Raw genomic sequence first — 18,127 nt, 5'->3', positions numbered from 1 at the left:
GCGCCGCGCCTTGCGCCGCACCCTGCGCGAGGCCGCGCTCGAGAACCGCGCCGACGCCCAGGCCGCCCGGGCCGAACGCCGGGCCGTGGTCGACGCCATGCGCGAGGGTCGCTTCGACCGCGCCGAGGCCGAGCGCCGCATGGCCGCCGCGCGGACCCTGGAAAGCGGGGTGCGGGCCAAGGTCGACGGCCGCCTCGCGGCCTTCGCCGAGGGCCTGCCGCCCGAAGAGCGCAAGGTGCTGGCCGAGGGCCTGCGCCGGGTCTACGCCCCGCGCCAGAAGCCCCGCGAGGAGCGTCCCGAGCGCCCGCGCGGAAAAAACGACGCCCAGCCATAACCAAATCGCCTCGGGCTCCGTATCTTCGACACTGAAACCGGAGACACGCCCGTGCTGATCCGCCACCGCCCCGACCTGACCGACAACGAGGTCACCGACCGGGGGCTCTATCTGCGCCGGCGCGAGTTCATCGCGGGCGTCGCGGGCCTTGGTCTCGCCGGCCTTGGCGGCATGGCGAGCGCCGCGCCGCTGGCGTTCAGCAAGGGTTTTTCGACCACCGAGAAGCCGACGCCCAAGGACGACGTCACCAGCTACAACAACTTCTACGAATTCGGCGTCGACAAGGGCGACCCGGCCGAGAACGCCGGACGCCTGAAGACCCGCCCCTGGACCGTCCGCGTCGACGGCGCCTGCGAGGCCCCCAAGACCTTTGACATCGACGCCTTGATCAAGGCCAACAAGCTGGAAGAGCGCATCTACCGCCTGCGCTGCGTCGAGGGCTGGTCGATGGTGATCCCGTGGGTGGGCTTTCCGCTGAAGGACCTGATCGCGGCGGTCAAACCCACGTCCAAGGCCAAGTTCGTCGCCTTCGAAACCCTGATGCGGCCGTCCGAGATGACCGGCCAGAAGTGGGACGTGCTGCAATGGCCCTATCGCGAGGGCCTGCGCATCGACGAGGCCGTCCACCCGCTGACCCTGATCGCCGTCGGGCTCTATGGCGAGACCCTGCCCAACCAGAACGGCGCGCCGCTGCGTCTGGTCGTGCCGTGGAAGTACGGCTTCAAGAGCATCAAGTCGATCACCCGGATCAGCCTCGTCGAGCGCCAGCCGCCGACGGCCTGGAACCTGTCGGCGCCGCGCGAGTACGGCTTCTATTCCAACGTCAATCCGGCCGTGGACCACCCCCGCTGGTCGCAGGCCACCGAACGCCGCATCGGCGAGTTCCGGCGGCGCGACACCCTGGCCTTCAACGGCTACGGCGAGTGGGTGGCGGATCTGTACCGCGGCATGGATCTGAAGAAGTTCTACTGATGAACAGGCCCCCTCAGTCGCTCCGCGACAGCTCCCCCAGGGGGGGAGCATCTAAAACGCCGACCAGATCCTCCCCCTCTGGGGGAGGTGGCGCGAAGCGCCGGAGGGGGTCTGCCCGCGACAACCTCGTCTACGCCGCCGTCTGGCTGGCCTGCGCCGCGCCGCTGGCGTGGCTGGCCTTCCGCGCCTTCACCGGCGACCTGGGGGTCAATCCGATCGAGACCCTGGTGCGGCAGCTGGGCGTCTGGGGCCTGCGCCTGCTGCTGGTCGGCCTGGCCATCACCCCCGCCGCGGTGATCCTGAAGAAGCCCCGCCTGGTGCGCTTTAGGCGGACCATCGGCCTGTTCGCCTTCGCCTATGTGACGCTGCACCTCTTCAGCTACATAGGCGTCGACCTCTATTTCGACTTCGGCCAGCTGGTGAAGGACATCCTCAAGCGGCCGTTCATCACCCTGGGGATGGCGGCGTTCGTGATGCTGGTCCCGCTGGCGGTCACCTCGACCAACGGCTGGGTCATCCGCATGGGCCGGGCGGCCTGGAGCCGGCTGCACTGGCTGATCTACGTCATCGTGCCGCTGGGCGTGGCCCACTACTACCTGCTGGTGAAGGCCGACCACCGCCCGCCGCTGGTGTACGCCGCGATCCTGGCGGTGCTGCTGGGCTGGCGGGTGTGGCGGAAGCTTGCGACCAGATAGGAACCTCCCCCTTTGGGGGAGGCGATCGCGAAGCGATCGGTGGGGGGAGCGACCGCGAATTCGGCCAGATCAGCGCAAGCTGAAAACGTCCCCCCTCCGGCCCTCCGGGCCACCTCCCCCAGAGGGGGAGGATCTATTGGCACCGAAATGCTCCCCCTCTGGGGGAGCTGTCGCGGAGCGACTGAGAGGGTCTACTTCGCCGCGCTCTTCGCATAGGCCTGGGCCTGGCCCAGCAGGCGCAGCACGTTGCCGCTCCAGATCGCCTCGATGTCGGCGTCGCTGTAGCCGGCGGCCTTCAGGCGGGCGGTGATCTTGGGCAGGTCGGCCACGTCCTCCAGGCCCTCGACGCCGCCGCCGCCGTCCCAGTCGGCGCCCACGCAGACGGCCTTGGCGCCGCCGATCTTCAGCACGTGGTTCATGCTGTCCATGAAGGTGTCGAAGTTGGCGCGGACCGGCGGGAACTTCTTGTCCAGCTCAGCGCGCTTCCTGGCGTAGGCGACGAAATCGGCCTGGGTCGCATCGTCGCCCGGTCCGCGGCCCAGGGCCTCCAGCGCCGCCTTGCGCTCGGGGCTGTTGGTCGAGGCGCGCAGATAGACCGAGTTGATGCAGATCGCACCGCCGCTCTCGGCGATCTTCTTGATGTGCGCGTCGTCGAGATTACGCGGATGGTCGTAGACGGCCTTGGCGCCAGAGTGCGAGGCGATGATCGGAACCTTCGACAGGGCCACGGCCTGGTCGACCACGTCGTCCGAGGCGTGGCTGACGTCGATCAGGATCCCCAGGCGGTTGGCCTCGGCCAGCCAGCGCAGGCCCAGCGGCGAGAAGCCGTTCCAGATCTTGCCCTTGGGGTCGGTCGAGCTGTCGGCGAACTGGTTGTTGCGGAAGTGAACGGGGCCCGCCATCCGCACGCCGGCGCCATAGAAGGTCTGCAGCAGGGTGAGGTCCTCGCCCAGCGGCCAGCTGTTCTCGATGCTCTGGAAGGCGAACTTCTTGCCCGCCTTGCTGATGCGGATCGCGTCTTCCGGGGTGTAGGCCAGCTCGAACTTGTCGCTGTGGGCCGAGACCATCTCGCGGATCTCGGTCGCGCGGGTCAGGGCGAAGTCGCGGGCCCAGCGATAGCCCTCGGCGGTCAGGTCGCCCTGGCCGGTGTAGATCACGAAGAACCCGCCATCGAGGCCGCCGTCGTTCATGCGCGGCAGGTCCACCTGGCTGAAGTCCTGCGGCACGCTGTGGCGGTCGACCATGCTCCAGCCGGGGCGGGCGAAGTGCTCGGGCGTGTCCAGGTGTGTGTCCAGCGTCAGGATACGCTCGTGCAGCGCCTTGTCGGCTTTCGAGACCGGCGCCTCGGCGGCGTGGGCGGCGGCGCCCAGAAGGGCGGCCGAGCCGAGGAGGACTGACAGCAGGCGACGCATGGAACACTCCGGAACAGCTGATCCGGCCAAGCTCGGAGGAGCCGCGTCCTGCGTCAAGGACATTAGATTTTCTCGCGCCCACTTTTCGCGAATGAGCGTCAGATCAGCCCCAGCGCCTTGAAGCTGGCCACCCCGTCGCGGCCGACCACCAGATGGTCGTGAACGACGATGCTCAGCGCCTTGCCGGCGGTGATGATCTGCTTGGTCATCTCGATGTCGGGGCGCGAGGGGGTCGGATCGCCGCTGGGATGGTTGTGCAGCAGGATCAGGTTGGAACTGGAAAGCTCCAGCGCCCGGCGCATCACCTCGCGCGGATAGACCGGCGCGTGGTCGACCGTGCCGTGGTTCATCACCTCGTCGGCGATCAGCTGGTTCTTCTTGTCGAAGGGGTCAGCATTAAGCGGAATGTCGGTTGTTCGCTTCCGGCCGTCTGAAACCGACTAGCCGAGCGCCTTTCTTTGCCAACGCCACACCGCTTGATAATGGCCTCGTACTTCGATCCAGCATTGCTGGTGACGACACCGATGCTCGATGGTGGTGAGGCGGTAGGGCCGTTCGGCGAGCGGCGGCGATCCCCCAAAATCGCCAATGTGGCGCGGTGCAATTCTGCGGACCAAGCACACCAGCGAGGGCGAGATCAGAAACGGCTTTGCGTTGTCCGCCGTGAGCATGTCGCAAAGCTCGTAGGCCGCCTCCAACTCCGAGGCGGTAGGGGCGCGTACCAGACCCCTGCCGCCAATTGGAACGATGAGCGATCTTCCGGCGGCAAGTTGGAGCACTTCCATCGTGTGCAGCCAGCGCTGGTATTCATCGGGCAGCCATATCTTCAAGCGGACGCTCGCTTAATCGCGGCGAGGAGGTCGTCCACGCTGTCGAACGATACCCATTCGTCGCTCATCGCTTTCGTGGGCTGCTGACGACCGCGATAGCGAAGGGTCGGGGAGGAGCGCTCGACGAGCTTCGCAGCGTCGGCAGGATGCACCGTCGCAACGCCATCGGCGACATTCCAAGGGTGCTGGGCGAAGCTGCGCACGACTGCCCGCGCTGCGTCAGTGTCGCCGACCACCTCAAACTCCACTCGCTCCCAAGGGAAATGGTCGCCATTGGGCTGGGGAAACACCGGCGTCTGCTCGAACGCGAGATGGCGCCATAGTCGAAGCTGCGCAGGTGCCGGGATCGACTCCGCGTAGACGCGAGAGGGGCCAATTTCGGGTATCTCCAGCGCTTCACGTCCCGCCGTATCTACGAGCACCGGGATCGTGTCGCTGACGCCGTGGGGCTCGTCTTCAAACGTCCATCGCAGAGGCGACAACCAGCGACCACGACACGCGCTTTCAAGGTATAGCGCCGCATCAAGTTCGCGCTCAACGTCGCTTTCGCCAAAAGTCTTGATTGCCAGCCTGTAGATTTCTGTCATCAAATATTTATCCGTACTGATCGGTGGTAAAATATACTACCGCATCAAAATGGATAAATAGTTCTCATGATGTACGATCTATATAGTGTCATGAGAGCTAAGGGGCTTACGACATCTCAGCRCCATTTTAGCTCGGAGCTACTCGGGGTCTCTCACAACTACGTCGTTGTGAACCGAGATCGCGGGCCATCGCATGCGGTGCTACTGCACCTAGTTCGATGGCTCTTCGATCACCGCCGCCCGGTCCTAGCCCTGCAATGTTTGCTGCTGATGATTTGGCCTGATCGTCGCCCCCGTAGCTGGTGGTGGTGGCGATGATCTGGAACCCATGGCTTGTCGCCTTTGACGGATTAGCCGACGCCGAGGATTTCGCCGCTATGCTTCTCGCGGACGGCCTTTGGGTCGCTGAACCCGTCCAAACCGACCTACTGCTGTATGCCGAGGCGAAACTCGGCCCGCTCTTGATGTCGCTGGTTCATCCACTGACCGAAAACCTGCCGTCCGTCCTCGATCCGGGCGGTGTCATCATTGACGCCCATCGGCGGCATGCCTTGGAAGAGGCGCTGCGTCGCGGAGGCGTTGAGCAGCCGGGGCTCTCACCGCTGTTCATAATCGGCACAGGCGATGAGAAGGCCGCCGAGGCGCTGCGCCAACGATATGGTCCTTGGACATGGGCGCGGCGGTCTGTGCGCCGCTTAAACTAGCCCGCCAACTGCACGTCGATGATCCCCTGATTGATCAGGATGTTGGCGAAGCGGGTGGCGAGCTTGTCGAAGTCGAAGGCCACCTTCTCGACGTCGCGGCCGAAAATGCGGCGCTCGTCGTCGTGGGAGATTTCGAGTCCGTACTGGAGGCCGATGAAGTTGAGGAAGTGGCGCACGCTGGGCTGGCGAACGCCATGGCGCCCGAGGTAGCGCTTCCAGTGCTTCTGAATGTCTTTGATGGCGGCGGCGCGCATGAGCCGCCCGGCCGCTTCCTCATTGCCAATGGCGTACAGGAAGCGGTCTCGGATGGTGGTCAGGAAGCCCATCTTGGCCGCTCCCTAGAACACTTCATGGGGGCCATACAGGATGGCAGGCTTGCCATACTGTGCCTCCAGCATCGATCTGGCGTCAGCAGCGGTGCGGGCTTGCACCTGCACTTCCACGGCGCGGCCATTCATCCGCACGGTGGCCTTGAAGGTCTTCATGATCGCGTCTCCATCGTAGAACTGGATGCAGCGACGATGGCGGCCATTTCCTAAAAATACGGAAAAGTGTCCTACGGAAAATACGCATATAGGTGGAGCGCCAGTCCAAACATGGCTGGCGATCCATGCCCAAAACCATCTTCGGCGGTGACCATCAGCACTTGGTTGAGGTGTTGATCGAGGCCCGCAAGCGCGCCGGGTTGAAGCAGGAAGAGGTTGCGGAGCGGCTGGGGCGTGATCAGACATTCATCTCGCTGATCGAGCGGGGGCAGCGGCGGCTGGACATCATCGAGTTCATTCGGCTGGCCGAGGCGTTAGAGCGCGACCCTGTGGCGCTGTTCAGCGATGTCGTCGGCCGCGTAAAGGCCGGATCGTAGCCGCCCGCTACTCCGCATCGAGTGGGATTGTGTCGTGCAGTGCAGTGATGCGGTATCCGGCAGGGCCGTTGGGGCCTAACAGAATGCGAGCATCGACCACGAAGCCGACCTCGAACGGATTTCTGTCGCCGCGATACATGTCTTCCTTCACGGCGGCGTCGGCGAAGATGACCGGTCTGGCGGTCTTGTCCACGCTGGCGATGATCCCCCGATCAGGACTCCGTTTTCCGACTTCAACGCCGGGGCCATCCTGAATCTGCTTCCAAACGAACAGAGCGCTTGAAACGGATTGCTCGGTGTCCGTGCTCAGGGTGTTGCGCAGAAGTGCGGCGCGGTTGTCGATTACCTGCGCTTCGTGCTGGTTCAAATGAAGCAGGATCGGCTGAATGATGTTGTTGTCGCCGTTGACAGCGAGGGTGAGGCCGCCCCCTTCGGAGTTCAGGACGGGCTTGATGATGGCTCGCGCGTCGTCACAGTCTGTAATGCTGACGTCGGCCGCTTTAGCTTCCCCGGACCTAAACTTTTCGAGCAGGGAAGAGACGTTCTTGCCGAACTCGAACAGGTTGTTGAGCCCACCAGCACCCTCGATAACGGCCTGCGCCGCCAGCGCGGTCGAGACCAGATCAATAACAATCGAGCCTTGGCGAATTTCGGCGAGGTAGAGCTTCGCTGCATCTGCCTCACCGTGTGTCCGGCTGTACCTGCCATAGCGACCGGAAAGGCGTGATAGCGCGTCTGTAAACGCCCCCAGAGGCATCGGACCGTCATGGTCCAGCGTCAGCGTCAGCGACGGTGTTACTTCCCCCATCTGGCGATCTAACGAGGAAGAGGGACCGGGAGTCCACTGAAAAGCGACTTAAGGGGTCGCTCGCAACCCCAGTATGTGCCTCCGGGTTCGTGGATTGTGACGGAAGAGGGTTCCAAGTTTCGCCGACGCACGCCACGGTGGCGCGAATATGAGGGAGGCGTGCAGGCTGCGGAAGCGCCGCTGTCGCGACGAGCTTTGGCGCCTCCTCTCGCTGATACGCGCCTTGCTTCCGGTGACCGATGTCCGACCTAAACGCCCTGCTGGAATTCTTCCGCGACGCCGCCCGCTCAGAACATGAGAAAGGGAAGTACTTCGAACGGATCGCGGTGGAGTTCATCAAGAGCGATCCCGGCATGGCGCAGGAATACGAAGACGCTTGGCTTTATGCAGACTGGGCCAAAGCGTCGGGCCGAGATGGTCGCGACACCGGGATTGATGTGGTCGCCCAGATGCGTGACGGCGGCGTTTGCGCGATCCAGTGCAAATTCTATCACGAAGGCCACCGCATCCAGAGGGCCGACATCGACAGCTTCTTCACGGCGTCGGGAAAGAGCCCGTTCACCCGCCGATTGATCATCGACACCACGGACGCACCGTGGAGTGGACACGCCGAAGACGCCCTCGACGGCCAGCAGATCGAAACCTCGCGGATTGGTCTGGATCGCCTAGCGGGAAGCCCCATCGACTGGGCCAAGTACCTCTTTGAAGACACTCTGGAGGTTGCCGAGAAGAAGAAGCCGCGCCCCCACCAAGTGCAGGCGCTCGCAGCCGTGCGCGAGGGGTTGTCCGAGGGCGACCGTGGCAAGCTCATCATGGCCTGCGGCACCGGTAAGACATTTACCGGCCTCAAGATCGCGGAGGATATGGTCGGCGTCGGCAAGACCGCGTTGTTCCTCGTGCCGTCCTTGTCGCTCATGTCCCAGACCATTCGGGAATGGACCATCGACTCGACGACGCCACTTCGAGCCTTCGCCGTCTGCTCTGACGCGCAGGTTGGAAAACGGCGCCGCAATGCCGATGACGTGGCGGAAGTCGAAGCCCACGACCTCGACTATCCGGCGACGACCAACGCCGCCAAGTTGGCGAAGAAGGTCTCGCACGCAGCGCCAGACCGGATGACGGTCGTATTCGCGACGTATCAGTCAATTCAGGTGGTTGCGGCTGCGCAGACCGACCACGGAATGCCCGAGTTTGATCTCATTATCTGCGACGAGGCCCACAGGACGACGGGGGCGACATTCGCCGGTGAGGAAGAGAGCCACTTCGTCCGCGTCCACGACCAGACATACCTCAAGGGCAAGAAGCGCCTTTACATGACCGCCACGCCTCGCGTGTTCGGTGATGGCGTGAAGGCCAAAGCCAATGAGGCATCCGTCGAACTGTGCTCTATGGACGACGAGAGCAAGTACGGCACGACCCTCTTCCAGAAGGGCTTTGGTTGGGCGGTCGAGAATGGCCTACTTACTGACTACAAGGTCGTTGTCCTCGCCGTGGACGAGGGAATGGTCAGTTCCAGCATCCAGAGCCGCTTAGCGGCCGGTGACAACGAACTGAAACTAGACGACGCCACCAAAATCATCGGTTGCTACAAGGCCCTGACCAAGGGCGACCTGAAACAAGATGTCGGCGACGATGGCGAGCCGATGCACAGGGCACTGGCTTTCTGCAAAGACATCGCCAGTTCTAAGCTGATCAAAGATCAATTCGCGTCGGTGGTCGCGGACTACCTCGCCTCCGAGGAGGGCAAGGAGACCGAGGCGGGCCGCACCCCTCTGGGCTGCGAACTGCAACACGTTGACGGCACCTTCAACGCCAAGGATCGGAACCGTTGCCTCGAATGGCTCAAGGCTGAACAGACCGAGGACGTCTGCCRCATCCTCACCAACGCTCGTTGCCTATCCGAAGGCGTCGATGTTCCGGCGCTAGACGCAATCCTCTTCATGCACCCCCGGAAATCCCAGATCGACGTGGTGCAGTCGGTAGGCCGCGTCATGCGCAGGGCCGAAGGCAAAAAGATGGGATACGTGATCCTCCCCATCGGCGTGCCCGCTGGAATGTCGCCCGAGGACGCCCTGAACGACAACGAGCGCTATCGCGTCGTCTGGCAAATCTTGAATGCCCTACGGTCGCACGACGAACGCTTCGACGCGATGATCAACAAGATGGACTTGGGCGTCGATGTTAGCGGCCAGATCGAGGTTATTGCCGTAAGCAACAAGCTGCCCACCAAAGCGGACAAGTCGAAAGGTAAAGCGAATATCGGTCATGGTAGCGCCCCGGACGACGATGGCAGCGAGGACGACAAGCTAGACATCACGGCGCCCGGTGGCGGCCAGATCGAATTTATCTTCGACGAGTTCTCGAAGGCGATCATGGCGAAGATCGTCAAGAAATGCGGTAGGCGCGACTACTGGGAGAATTGGGCGGGCGATATTGCGAAGATCGCCCAGACCCACATCACTCGCATCACCGCGCTAGTTCAGAAAGCCGGAACCCCCGAGCGTGCGGCATTCGACGCCTTCCTTGCGGAAATCCGCGACGATCTGAATGACAGCATCTCGGCCGATGAAGCCATAGAGATGTTGGCTCAACATCTCATCACCCGGCCAGTTTTCGACGCGATCTTCGAGGGGTACAGCTTCGCCGACGCAAACCCTGTTTCGCGGGCTATGGAAGCTGTCCTCGCTGCCTTGGATGAGCACAATTTAGAAAAGGAAGCGCATAACCTCCAAAAATTCTACGATAGCGTCAGGAGGCGTGCGTCTGGTATTGATAGTGGCGATGCCAAGCAGAGAATTATCGTAGAGCTATACGACAAGTTTTTCCGAAATGCTTTTCCAAAAATGACGGAAAGGCTTGGTATTGTTTATACGCCGGTTGAGGTCGTTGACTTTATTATTCACTCTGTTGATGAGATTCTTCAATCCGAATTTGGACAAACCATCGGCAGTAAAGGCGTGCATATTCTTGACCCTTTTACAGGGACGGGCACATTTATAACTCGGCTTCTACAATCCGGTCTTATCAAGCGAGATGAGATAGAGAGCAAATTTAAGGGCGAAATTCATGCAAACGAGATCGTGCTTCTAGCATACTACATCGCGGCAATAAATATCGAGGCGGTCTATCACGAGGTTTCGGGCGGCGAATACGCGCCGTTCGATGGGATTTGTCTGACGGACACTTTCCAACTGTACGAGCAGGAGCGCGACTTAATCAGCGAACTCATGGCTGATAACAGCAATAGGCGCACCCGTCAGAAAGAACTCGATATCCGCGTTATTGTCGGAAACCCCCCATATTCAATTGGGCAGGGAAGCGCGAACGATTTGGCGGATAACCTATCTTACCCCAAACTTGACGCCCGAATTGCGGAAACTTATGCGCGGCGCTCGCAGGCGACACTCTCGCGAGGGCTGTACGATAGCTATATCCGAGCAATCAGATGGGGCAGCGACCGTATCGGAGATGCCGGAGTAATCGCGTATGTTAGCAACGCTGGCTGGTTGGATAGCAACACTGCTGATGGGCTTCGCAAGTCTCTCGCCGACGAGTTTTCGAACATCTACGTCTTCCATTTGCGAGGTAATCAGCGGACGTCTGGAGAGCGCTCTAAGCGCGAGGGCGGAAAGATTTTCGGTAGCGGCAGCCGAACGCCTGTAGCGATCTCGCTTCTGGTGAAAAACCCCAGCGCTGCTGAGCACGGCAAGATACGAATCTACGACATCGGCGACTACCTGACGCGGGAGGAAAAGCTCGCGACGATTTCACGCCTCAAAAGCATCGGCGGTATCGAGAAATCTGGGCTCTGGGTGAACATCACGCCGGATGAGCATGGCGACTGGCTTGGGCAGCGCGACAACAGCTTCGACGCTTTCATCGCGCTGGGCGATAAGAAGGGCCCCGGCCCAAAAATCTTCGAGAATTACTCGCAAGGGGTTCTAACTAACCGAGATGCGTGGACCTACAACGGCAGTCGCAATGCTCTCGAAGGCAACATGGAGGCTATGATCAGCTTCTACAGTGCAGAACTCACTCGCTTTGAAGCTGAATACCCCGGCGCGGATCGTAAGGCCCGAGAGAAGGCTGTTGACGCCTTCATCAATACCGACCCCAAAAAGATAAGCTGGACCAGAGCGCTGAAAGCGGACTTGGTGAAGGGTAAGCAGTTCGCCTTCGACGCCAACTTCGTCGCGTCGAGCCTATATCGGCCATTCACTAAGCAGTGGATGTATTATAATCGGAACATGAACGAGATGGTTCTGCAAATGCCTCGGATTTTTCCGATTGGCAATGCAGCGGTAGATAATCGCGTTATCTGCTTTCCTAACAAGGGGGAGGATCGCGAGTTCTCCGTTATTATGAGTTCGGTGCTGCCTGATCTTCACTTGATACATGGAGGGCAATGCTTTCCGCGCTATCTCTACGATGAAGCTGCCCACGATTCCAAGGGTGATCAGCAGGATTTACTTGCTGAAAGCTCAAATAATGAAGGTGGTCCGCATTTTCGCGACGCAATTACAGATAATGGTCTAGATCATTTCCGGAGTAAATATCCTCACGAGCACATAACGAAGGACGACGTATTCTATTTTATCTACGGACTTCTTCATTCTGAGGACTATAAAAGGCGGTATTCTGACAACCTGTCCAAGCAGTTGCCGCGAATTCCCCTCTTAAAGAGGTTTGAGGATTTTCAACGCTTCTCGCGAGCCGGGCGCGAGCTTGGCGACCTACACTGTAACTTCGAAGATGCCGCACCCTATCCGGTCGTATTCCAGAAGGGCGACACGTCGCTCGTCCCACCAAACGACCCAGAGCGCTTCTTCCGCGTCGAGCAGATGAAGTTCGGCGGCAAGCGACCGAACCTCGACAAAACGACCGTCATCTACAATTCGGGCATCACCATCACCGGCATTCCTCCACAGGCTTATGAGTACGTGGTGAACGGAAAGTCGGCCCTTGAATGGGTAATGGAGCGTCAGTGCGTGAAAACCGACAAAGCCAGCGGCATCGTCAACGATGCGAACCGCTATGCCATTGAGACGGTCGGCGACCCGGCGTACCCGCTCAAGTTATTTCAGCGCATGATCACCGTCAGTTTGGAGACCATGAAGATCGTTCGCGGCCTGCCAGCGCTCGACATCGCTGAGGCAGTAGCGACCAACTGAGGCGCCGATGATCTTTGCGCAGCGGGGTGAGCGGTGACCAAATTTCGTTGGAGCGATCCACCCCGTGAAACTGATCCGGCTCGGGTTTTGCCCGAGCCGCGTCCGGTCTTCTTCGATGGGGCTGCATCAGCGTCAGCGAGTGGGCACAGGATTGGCAAGGGCGGCTTGGCGAAGAAGCTGATCGCCGCGAAGCTCAAGCACGAAAAGCTCACCGCCCAGATCACGGCCATCCGTCGTCGTCTCCGCGAGGCGAAGCACAACGAGCAGCGCGCCGCAAAGCGGGACGAGCGGATGGCAGCAAAGGGGCGCAAGTTGGAGTCCGAGGCCAGTAGGGCTCTGCGGGCATCTCAAATCGCGAAGGATGAGAAGCGGCTGGAGACTGCCATTGCGGCGGCTCATGCGATTTTTGAAGAGCGCGTTCGCCTGACAGCGATCTGGAAGGGAAGCGCGGGCAATGCTCTCAAGGAGCAGAGTGCTCACTCCCAGTCAGACTGATCTAGGTCCGCGCCTTCGAAGCGGATGTAGCGGATGGTTGCCTTTCCTCGGGCGAGCCGTGGTCCGTGGGTGACGACATAACGAACGGCTCCTGACGACAACGCTGCGCCCATTGCCCAAAGTGCATCCAGAGGAAGGCTGGCGTAAATAGCGAACCGAGTCTTGTCGGCATCGATCAGGCCGACGCCGTGTGGGCCACCAGCAAAGGCGCCTCTGGTGCGCATCTCTGCCGTAAGGCGGCGATCCCCAAGAATGTTGAACTGGGCGATCCGCCCGGCCAGTCCGGCCGGTTGGAGGCATCGGGCCTCAATCTTCCACGATGGGTGCTCGCTATATGGGTCTGGGTCGTCTGGGCGCGGAGAGAGGCCGAAGCTGTAGTAGGGCGACGAAGACACGACCTCGAACAGCAGGGACTCGAACGCCTCGCGTGAACGGCTTGGGCGCTGCGCCGCTACGCGCGCTTTGACTGTTCGCTTCGTCACTGTGGATGGCGAGCGCAATCGTATCTCCAATAAATGATCGTATTATAGAGAGTGTCGTTGATAGCGCTCTGAGCGACCATCTGTTGCCTTTTATTATCTCAAAACTATATCTTAAAAGTGATGTCGCATATTGAGCCCGCTTCAATGAGTTTCGAGAGGTTTGATGATCATTGGATATTGTCGTTGTAGTGATCCTTCGCAAAATCCCGCGCTCCAAATCGACGCGCTGACCAAGGCGGGTGCCGAGCGCATATTCAGTGAAACGATTAGCGGTACGGCGGCGTACCGGCCCGAACTCGAAGCGGCCCTGAGTTACGCGCGGGCCGGTGACGTTTTGGTGGTGCATTCCCTTTCGCGTCTGGGCCGGAATGTGCGCCAACTGACCGAGGCCGTGGATCAGATGACGGCCAAGGGCATCGCTCTCCAGTCATTGACGGAGGCAGTAGATACCACCACCCCCAGTGGGCGCTTGTGGCTAAATTTTCTGTCGTCAATGCACCAGTTCGAAGTCGAGCAGCTACGCCTGCGCACCCGGCACGGCTTGGAGGCGGCTCGGGCTCGCGGTCGTGTAGGTGGGCGGCCACGATCTCTCGACGACCGAAAACTGACCGTCGCCAAGGCGCTGATTGCGGAAGGTACGCTGACCATCGCCGAGGTTGCCAATCAGGTGGGCTGTGCACCGGCGACTTTGTATCGAGCCTTGCCCGGTGGCAGGGGGGCTATGGCGAGTTAATCGCGAGGTGGTTCTCAACGAGGAAAACGATAGCTGCACCAGTCTGGTGAAGCTGAAAGGCTGCTAGATGTTTAGGCACGGCTCGTGGGCTGTTTCCGGCGCCATGTGCTGCCGATTTGTTTCGCACTGTGGGCACTCCACTCTCCAGCACAGACCTAAGAGCGCTAAACTCAGTCTGCATGTACTGGGGAATGAAATCTGCTTTATATGCTGCTTCCAATAATTTTGATGCGGGGTCTGTTTCCTTGTATGCCCAGCCTCGCGATTTCGCTATAATCTTGAGCGTGCTTTCGAATGACTTGCCGCACTCCGTTATGCAGGTTTCGTATTCACCGTTTCTGAACGCCTTATGTGCGGCATGATACTCTTGGTTCACCGTAGAGAACTGAGCGACGTGCGTCAGGTGAAATGCCGGTAGAACGACTTCGCTATGAAGGACTGTCGAGGATATTTCGACAATTTGGCCATCAACATACTGGATGCCAAAGCCATCTTCTAAGCATCGARCGTTGAATTCGGCTATGGCGCTGTCGGGCGTCTGTGTTGTAAACTCGGAAGTGTCTGTGTATTCGCGGTAGCTGCTATCAATAACGCGAAAGCAAAGCTCTATAACATCTAGGAGTGATTCCGTATCGCTTTCGGATAAAATCCATCGATGCAGTTCGTCGCGGAGATTTTTGGGATGGGGTACTAGCGTGAAAGCGCCTTTATCTCTTCTGGCGGTATCCACTATAAATTCGTAGGCTTCTTTAGCTTCGAAATTGTATGTGGAATCGCTATAATCGCCCATCGCCGCGTGCAGAATGAGCACGGTTTGCACGCGCAGCTTTTCCGACATTTTGTCATACTGGTAGACGTCGTTGCTGCTGCCAGCCGCACGGCGCTTTCGACGGGAGTACGTATCAGGAAGCGTCACTTGGTTCCTCCATTTCCTTAGATTGGCAAATGAAGGTGTGGGCGTAAAGCTGTCGGCTCGATCTAGTCCAGCAGGTAGGTTAGGTGCGGCTTCGCAACCTTCTGTGCCTCAATGAACTGGCACAGGTTGCGCTCGGTTTTCTCGAACTCTTCGGGCTTCAATGCGCCTCGGAATAGCTCGTACCGCAGCCACACCCGGAAGGTGTTCACGACGTCTGTCTCGCAGTAGGCGGCTACATCAGCGATCCGGCCCGCTTTGACGTAGCCCGCGACCTCGCCACCATCCACGCCATCCGGCTTACCGGCCAGCCCCAACACGCGGCATAGCTCGTCCAATTTCGCCTTGGCGCCGCTGCTGTACGAACCGAGCACGTCGCACAGGTCCACGGCGGCGTCGTCGTAGCGCTTGTAGTAGGGGCGGGTGCACAGACCCGGCGCTGGAATGGCATTGGCCATGGCGCGGTACCGGAGGACTGGCAGATCGAATCCTTGGCCGTTGTACGACACGAGTGTCGGCCGTAGTTGCAGCAGCCGGTCGGAAAAGGCGGTGATCAGGTCGGCTTCTGAGCGGTCGCCGATGTGAGGTGCGCCGATGGAGCGAATGGCCCAGTGGTCATCAAGCCGTTCGGCGATCACGGCGCCAATGCAGGCGATCTTGTGCAGGGGCAACTTGGGAAACTTGTTGCCAACAAGCTCATCGGCCGCGTCGTCGTTGTGCTCTTGAAGTCCGTGAACACGAGATACGGCTTCGAGATCGGGAATGGTCTCCAGATCGAAGACGATGACGTGCTGAGGCATTCCCGCTCCTGAAATCTGTTGTCTATCTTTGCCGCGTGCGTGCTTTGCTACGCCCACGGCGCTCAACGGCGAAACGCCTTGCGTATTCGCCTAGAGCAGTCTGAAATTCATAGCACTCAATATTTGATTTTCGATTATCACTCATCTAGGCGCATTCCTAGATTTGCTGTCTCTTTTTCTCCCCCTCCGCAGAATACAGATTCGCCAGCGTGCACCTATCCTATCGATAGGTGCTATGGGAACCGACGTATCCTGCGGAGGGGGATGAGAAGCTAAATTCCTGAGTTCTAAAGCCTTTTCGATAGTTGCTTGCCGCGTTTATAGCGGTCGTAGGCGGTCTCCCGAGACCTACATTGCAACCACATCCCGGCCATTTCACCTTGATTGAGATTTGGATTTTGGGGTTGTGGAATCGATGTTGCCCAGTGGCGTTTTTCATCGGTCCCGCCTTGCATCCGAGGTAAATTCTTTACTAGCCAGACGGTTATGATCTTACGATCAAGCACATGGGGTCAGCGTTCGAAATAACCGATCCCATGCAGAGGAGCGTCAAATTATCCAGACGCGATTCCTCTTCTTGGTCAGTGCCTTTGTCGTAGTCGATGACTACAGTGGGAAGCCGTTGACATCCATCACCCGCTTTCATGCTCAGTCGGTGTGGAGCGTCCGTCCCTTGGCCGTTCAACCGCGTATCTGCCAGCGCGCCCGGTTAGGGATAACTAAAGACAGATTCAACGCTTTGCGACGGGCATGGTCGCAAGTAGTAATGCCCTGAACGATTATATTTCTAATGTAGTATATTGAGCTTCTATATTTCAATATATTTATCAGAAGCGGTGATGTCGTTCTCGCGGGTTCTTCGGCAGCGATGGACGCGGTAATTTGCCGGTAAAGGTTTTTCCCATACGACCGCGATATGGATGGCTCTCTGCCCACCTCCTTGGTCAAAGAATCTCGGGTGCTGCGAGAAGCGCTCGACCTCGGCGCCCAGCTTCGATCTGCCCGGACGGCAGCGAAGCTCTCCAAGGCCAAGCTGGCGCAAGTGGCGTCTGTCGATCAGGGAACGATTGATCAATTGGAACAAGGGCGCGGGACCGTCGCGCCGTTAATTTCCGTGATGGGCTTTCTCGGCGTCGAGTTCTTGGGGCAGGCGGGGAGACCGCTGGGAGATTGGCTTGCCGACGTTAGAAAGGGGCTGGGCCTGTCTCAGCAGCGGATCGCTTCAACCATTCGCGTGTCTAAGCCCACCATCATCAGTTTGGAGCGTGGACGGGGGAGCGTTGGAAATCTTCGCTCTCTGCTGGCGGCTTTGCACCTCCCGCTGAGCCTTGTGCGCCAGCATGCAGGCATCAGGTATGCGACTCTCTGCTCGGGGATCGAAGGTGTATCCCAAGCGTGGGAGCCACTGGGCTGGAAGCCTGTCTTCTTTGCTGAGAACGCAGGTTTTCCATCGGAAGTGCTCCGGGTCCGGTATCCAGCCGTACCGAACCTCGGCGACGTAGTGCACCTAGATGGCGCGCCGTGGCGCGGKAAGGTGGACGTGTTGTGGGCGTCCACGCCGTGCACGTCCTTCTCGATGGCGGGTGACCGCCAAGGGATGGAGGTCGCCGATGGAGCCTTGGCCAACGAATTTGCCCGCATATGCGATGAGATCGATCCTGATGTCGTCGTCTGGGAAAATGTGAAGGGAGCTTTGGTCGATGAGCGAAACGCCTTCGGACACCTTCTGGGACGACTGGCTGGCGAAGAGTGCTCGCTCCAGCCAGCAGGGACCGGATGGACGAACGCTGGTTATGTGTCTGGACCCTCGCGATGCCTCGCGTGGCGGGTTCTCGACGCCCAATACTCAGGTCTGGCGCAGCGACGCGAGCGCCTCTTCCTTGTCGGATGTCGTCGAGGAGGGGCCGATCCCAGAGACATACTATTTGAGCGCCACGGCGCTCCAAGGCATCGCGCGACGGTGCGAGAAGGCCGGAATGTCGATCCCCACGGCGCTGGCGCGGGCATTGTTTACGTCAACGGCGACGCCAGACCGAAAGTAGCGGTCGGCATCGCCAACACCTTGAAGGCTGATACCGGATCAGGTGGCCGGGCCTGCATCCTTCAAGACGGGCGCATAAGACGGCTGACGCCCGTCGAGTGCGAGCGCTTGATGGGCTTGGCCGATGATACGACTTTGGTTCGTTGGCGCGGAAAATCTGCGCCGGACACATTGCGATGGCAGGCGATTGGCAACTCGGTCGCCGTTCCCGATGTCCGTTGGATAGGAGAGCGGATCGCCGCTCTGGTCGGATACACCCAAAATCGAGATTGTGCGGCGTGACAACTT

The 18,127-nt window shown here is 59.8% G+C and carries 18 protein-coding genes and 1 pseudogene; 9 read left to right on the top strand and 10 right to left on the bottom strand.

The features are described from left to right. From AC1DCG_RS20235 to msrQ, 3 genes are all read left to right on the top strand, one after another. On the top strand, window positions 1-334 hold a 334-nt coding region (locus tag AC1DCG_RS20235), incomplete at its 5' end, for a periplasmic heavy metal sensor (RefSeq protein ID WP_477041629.1). A gap of 21 nt (window positions 335-355) precedes the next feature. After that, complete coding sequence (msrP, locus tag AC1DCG_RS20230) at window positions 356-1,306, top strand: protein-methionine-sulfoxide reductase catalytic subunit MsrP (RefSeq protein ID WP_477037309.1); 951 nt, start codon at window positions 356-358, stop codon at window positions 1,304-1,306. Beyond that, the gene (gene msrQ / locus AC1DCG_RS20225) at window positions 1,306-2,001 is read left to right on the top strand and encodes a protein-methionine-sulfoxide reductase heme-binding subunit MsrQ (RefSeq protein WP_477030728.1); all 696 of its coding nucleotides are present in this window, start codon (window positions 1,306-1,308) and stop codon (window positions 1,999-2,001) included. Before msrP ends, msrQ begins: the two co-directional genes overlap by 1 nt. A 191-nt stretch (window positions 2,002-2,192) precedes the next feature. Here the strand turns inward: msrQ and AC1DCG_RS20220 are convergent, their stop codons facing one another. From AC1DCG_RS20220 to AC1DCG_RS20205, 4 genes and pseudogenes are all read right to left on the bottom strand, one after another. Further along, window positions 2,193-3,413, bottom strand: coding sequence for a dipeptidase (locus AC1DCG_RS20220; protein ID WP_477037171.1), 1,221 nt, complete (start codon window positions 3,411-3,413; stop codon window positions 2,193-2,195). Between the two features lie 98 nt (window positions 3,414-3,511). After that, window positions 3,512-3,796, bottom strand: a pseudogene (locus AC1DCG_RS20215) (JAB domain-containing protein); the annotation flags it as partial. A gap of 57 nt (window positions 3,797-3,853) precedes the next feature. Continuing rightward, window positions 3,854-4,243, bottom strand: coding sequence for a hypothetical protein (locus AC1DCG_RS20210; protein WP_477030726.1), 390 nt, complete (start codon window positions 4,241-4,243; stop codon window positions 3,854-3,856). Then, window positions 4,240-4,830, bottom strand: coding sequence for a hypothetical protein (locus AC1DCG_RS20205; RefSeq protein WP_477030725.1), 591 nt, complete (start codon window positions 4,828-4,830; stop codon window positions 4,240-4,242). Before AC1DCG_RS20205 ends, AC1DCG_RS20210 begins: the two co-directional genes overlap by 4 nt. Before the next feature lie 308 nt (window positions 4,831-5,138). On the opposite strand from AC1DCG_RS20205, the gene AC1DCG_RS20200 reads away from it, so the two are divergent. Further along, window positions 5,139-5,534, top strand: a complete 396-nt coding sequence (locus AC1DCG_RS20200; RefSeq protein ID WP_477030724.1) for a hypothetical protein — start codon at window positions 5,139-5,141, stop codon at window positions 5,532-5,534. Here the strand turns inward: AC1DCG_RS20200 and AC1DCG_RS20195 are convergent. Together AC1DCG_RS20195 and AC1DCG_RS20190 are read right to left on the bottom strand one after the other, a co-directional pair. After that, window positions 5,531-5,860, bottom strand: a complete 330-nt coding sequence (locus tag AC1DCG_RS20195) for a hypothetical protein (protein WP_477030723.1) — start codon at window positions 5,858-5,860, stop codon at window positions 5,531-5,533. The two genes, AC1DCG_RS20200 and AC1DCG_RS20195, sit on opposite strands and share 4 nt — an antisense overlap. Window positions 5,861-5,872: 12 nt before the next feature. Continuing rightward, the gene (locus AC1DCG_RS20190; RefSeq protein WP_299004273.1) at window positions 5,873-6,019 is read right to left on the bottom strand and encodes a hypothetical protein; all 147 of its coding nucleotides are present in this window, start codon (window positions 6,017-6,019) and stop codon (window positions 5,873-5,875) included. Window positions 6,020-6,144: 125 nt separating this feature from the next. Here AC1DCG_RS20190 and AC1DCG_RS20185 point away from each other — a divergent pair, with 125 nt between their 5' ends. Further along, window positions 6,145-6,396, top strand: a complete 252-nt coding sequence (locus AC1DCG_RS20185) for a helix-turn-helix domain-containing protein (RefSeq protein ID WP_476869956.1) — start codon at window positions 6,145-6,147, stop codon at window positions 6,394-6,396. 7 nt (window positions 6,397-6,403) lie between these two features. On the opposite strand, the gene AC1DCG_RS20180 is transcribed toward AC1DCG_RS20185, so the two are convergent. Next, window positions 6,404-7,204 (bottom strand): hypothetical protein, encoded by an 801-nt coding sequence (locus tag AC1DCG_RS20180; protein ID WP_476869955.1) that lies wholly within the window; start codon window positions 7,202-7,204, stop codon window positions 6,404-6,406. 239 nt (window positions 7,205-7,443) lie between these two features. Between AC1DCG_RS20180 and AC1DCG_RS20175 the strand changes: the two genes are divergently transcribed. Together AC1DCG_RS20175 and AC1DCG_RS20170 are read left to right on the top strand one after the other, a co-directional pair. Continuing rightward, window positions 7,444-12,375, top strand: a complete 4,932-nt coding sequence (locus AC1DCG_RS20175; RefSeq protein ID WP_477041628.1) for a DEAD/DEAH box helicase — start codon at window positions 7,444-7,446, stop codon at window positions 12,373-12,375. Between the two features lie 165 nt (window positions 12,376-12,540). After that, window positions 12,541-12,870: a hypothetical protein gene (locus AC1DCG_RS20170; protein WP_477030721.1), complete on the top strand. Its 330-nt coding sequence runs from the start codon at window positions 12,541-12,543 to the stop codon at window positions 12,868-12,870. Here AC1DCG_RS20170 and AC1DCG_RS20165 read toward each other — a convergent pair. Beyond that, complete coding sequence (locus AC1DCG_RS20165) at window positions 12,852-13,370, bottom strand: hypothetical protein (protein ID WP_477030720.1); 519 nt, start codon at window positions 13,368-13,370, stop codon at window positions 12,852-12,854. The genes AC1DCG_RS20170 and AC1DCG_RS20165 overlap by 19 nt on opposite strands. A gap of 145 nt (window positions 13,371-13,515) precedes the next feature. On the opposite strand from AC1DCG_RS20165, the gene AC1DCG_RS20160 reads away from it, so the two are divergent. Further along, on the top strand, window positions 13,516-14,085 hold the full coding sequence (locus tag AC1DCG_RS20160) for a recombinase family protein (RefSeq protein ID WP_477030719.1): 570 nt from the start codon (window positions 13,516-13,518) through the stop codon (window positions 14,083-14,085). Here the strand turns inward: AC1DCG_RS20160 and AC1DCG_RS20155 are convergent. Together AC1DCG_RS20155 and AC1DCG_RS20150 are read right to left on the bottom strand one after the other, a co-directional pair. Then, window positions 14,072-15,001, bottom strand: a complete 930-nt coding sequence (locus AC1DCG_RS20155; protein WP_477041627.1) for an STM4504/CBY_0614 family protein — start codon at window positions 14,999-15,001, stop codon at window positions 14,072-14,074. The genes AC1DCG_RS20160 and AC1DCG_RS20155 overlap by 14 nt on opposite strands. A gap of 62 nt (window positions 15,002-15,063) precedes the next feature. Further along, entirely contained in the window at window positions 15,064-15,798 is a 735-nt protein-coding gene (locus AC1DCG_RS20150) for a ribonuclease H-like domain-containing protein (protein WP_477030717.1), read from the bottom strand. A 958-nt stretch (window positions 15,799-16,756) separates the two neighbouring features. On the opposite strand from AC1DCG_RS20150, the gene AC1DCG_RS20145 reads away from it, so the two are divergent. Next, window positions 16,757-18,121: a DNA cytosine methyltransferase gene (locus AC1DCG_RS20145; RefSeq protein ID WP_477030716.1), complete on the top strand. Its 1,365-nt coding sequence runs from the start codon at window positions 16,757-16,759 to the stop codon at window positions 18,119-18,121. The last annotated feature ends 6 nt before the right edge of the window (window positions 18,122-18,127 follow it).

The sequence above is a fragment of the Caulobacter sp. 10L414 genome (assembly GCF_056395525.1).
This window is presented reverse-complemented; position numbering and strand designations above follow the sequence as displayed.

Bases quoted from the DNA above. Each gene is read 5' to 3' on its own strand.
- msrQ (WP_477030728.1), top strand. From the start codon at position 1,306: ATGAACAGGCCCCCTCAGTCGCTCCGCGACAGCTCCCCCAGGGGGGGA.
- AC1DCG_RS20220 (WP_477037171.1), bottom strand. From the start codon at position 3,413: ATGCGTCGCCTGCTGTCAGTCCTCCTCGGCTCGGCCGCCCTTCTGGGC.
- AC1DCG_RS20205 (WP_477030725.1), bottom strand. From the start codon at position 4,830: ATGACAGAAATCTACAGGCTGGCAATCAAGACTTTTGGCGAAAGCGAC.
- AC1DCG_RS20195 (WP_477030723.1), bottom strand. From the start codon at position 5,860: ATGGGCTTCCTGACCACCATCCGAGACCGCTTCCTGTACGCCATTGGC.
- AC1DCG_RS20190 (WP_299004273.1), bottom strand. From the start codon at position 6,019: ATGAAGACCTTCAAGGCCACCGTGCGGATGAATGGCCGCGCCGTGGAA.
- AC1DCG_RS20185 (WP_476869956.1), top strand. From the start codon at position 6,145: ATGCCCAAAACCATCTTCGGCGGTGACCATCAGCACTTGGTTGAGGTG.
- AC1DCG_RS20180 (WP_476869955.1), bottom strand. From the start codon at position 7,204: ATGGGGGAAGTAACACCGTCGCTGACGCTGACGCTGGACCATGACGGT.
- AC1DCG_RS20160 (WP_477030719.1), top strand. From the start codon at position 13,516: ATGATCATTGGATATTGTCGTTGTAGTGATCCTTCGCAAAATCCCGCG.
- AC1DCG_RS20150 (WP_477030717.1), bottom strand. From the start codon at position 15,798: ATGCCTCAGCACGTCATCGTCTTCGATCTGGAGACCATTCCCGATCTC.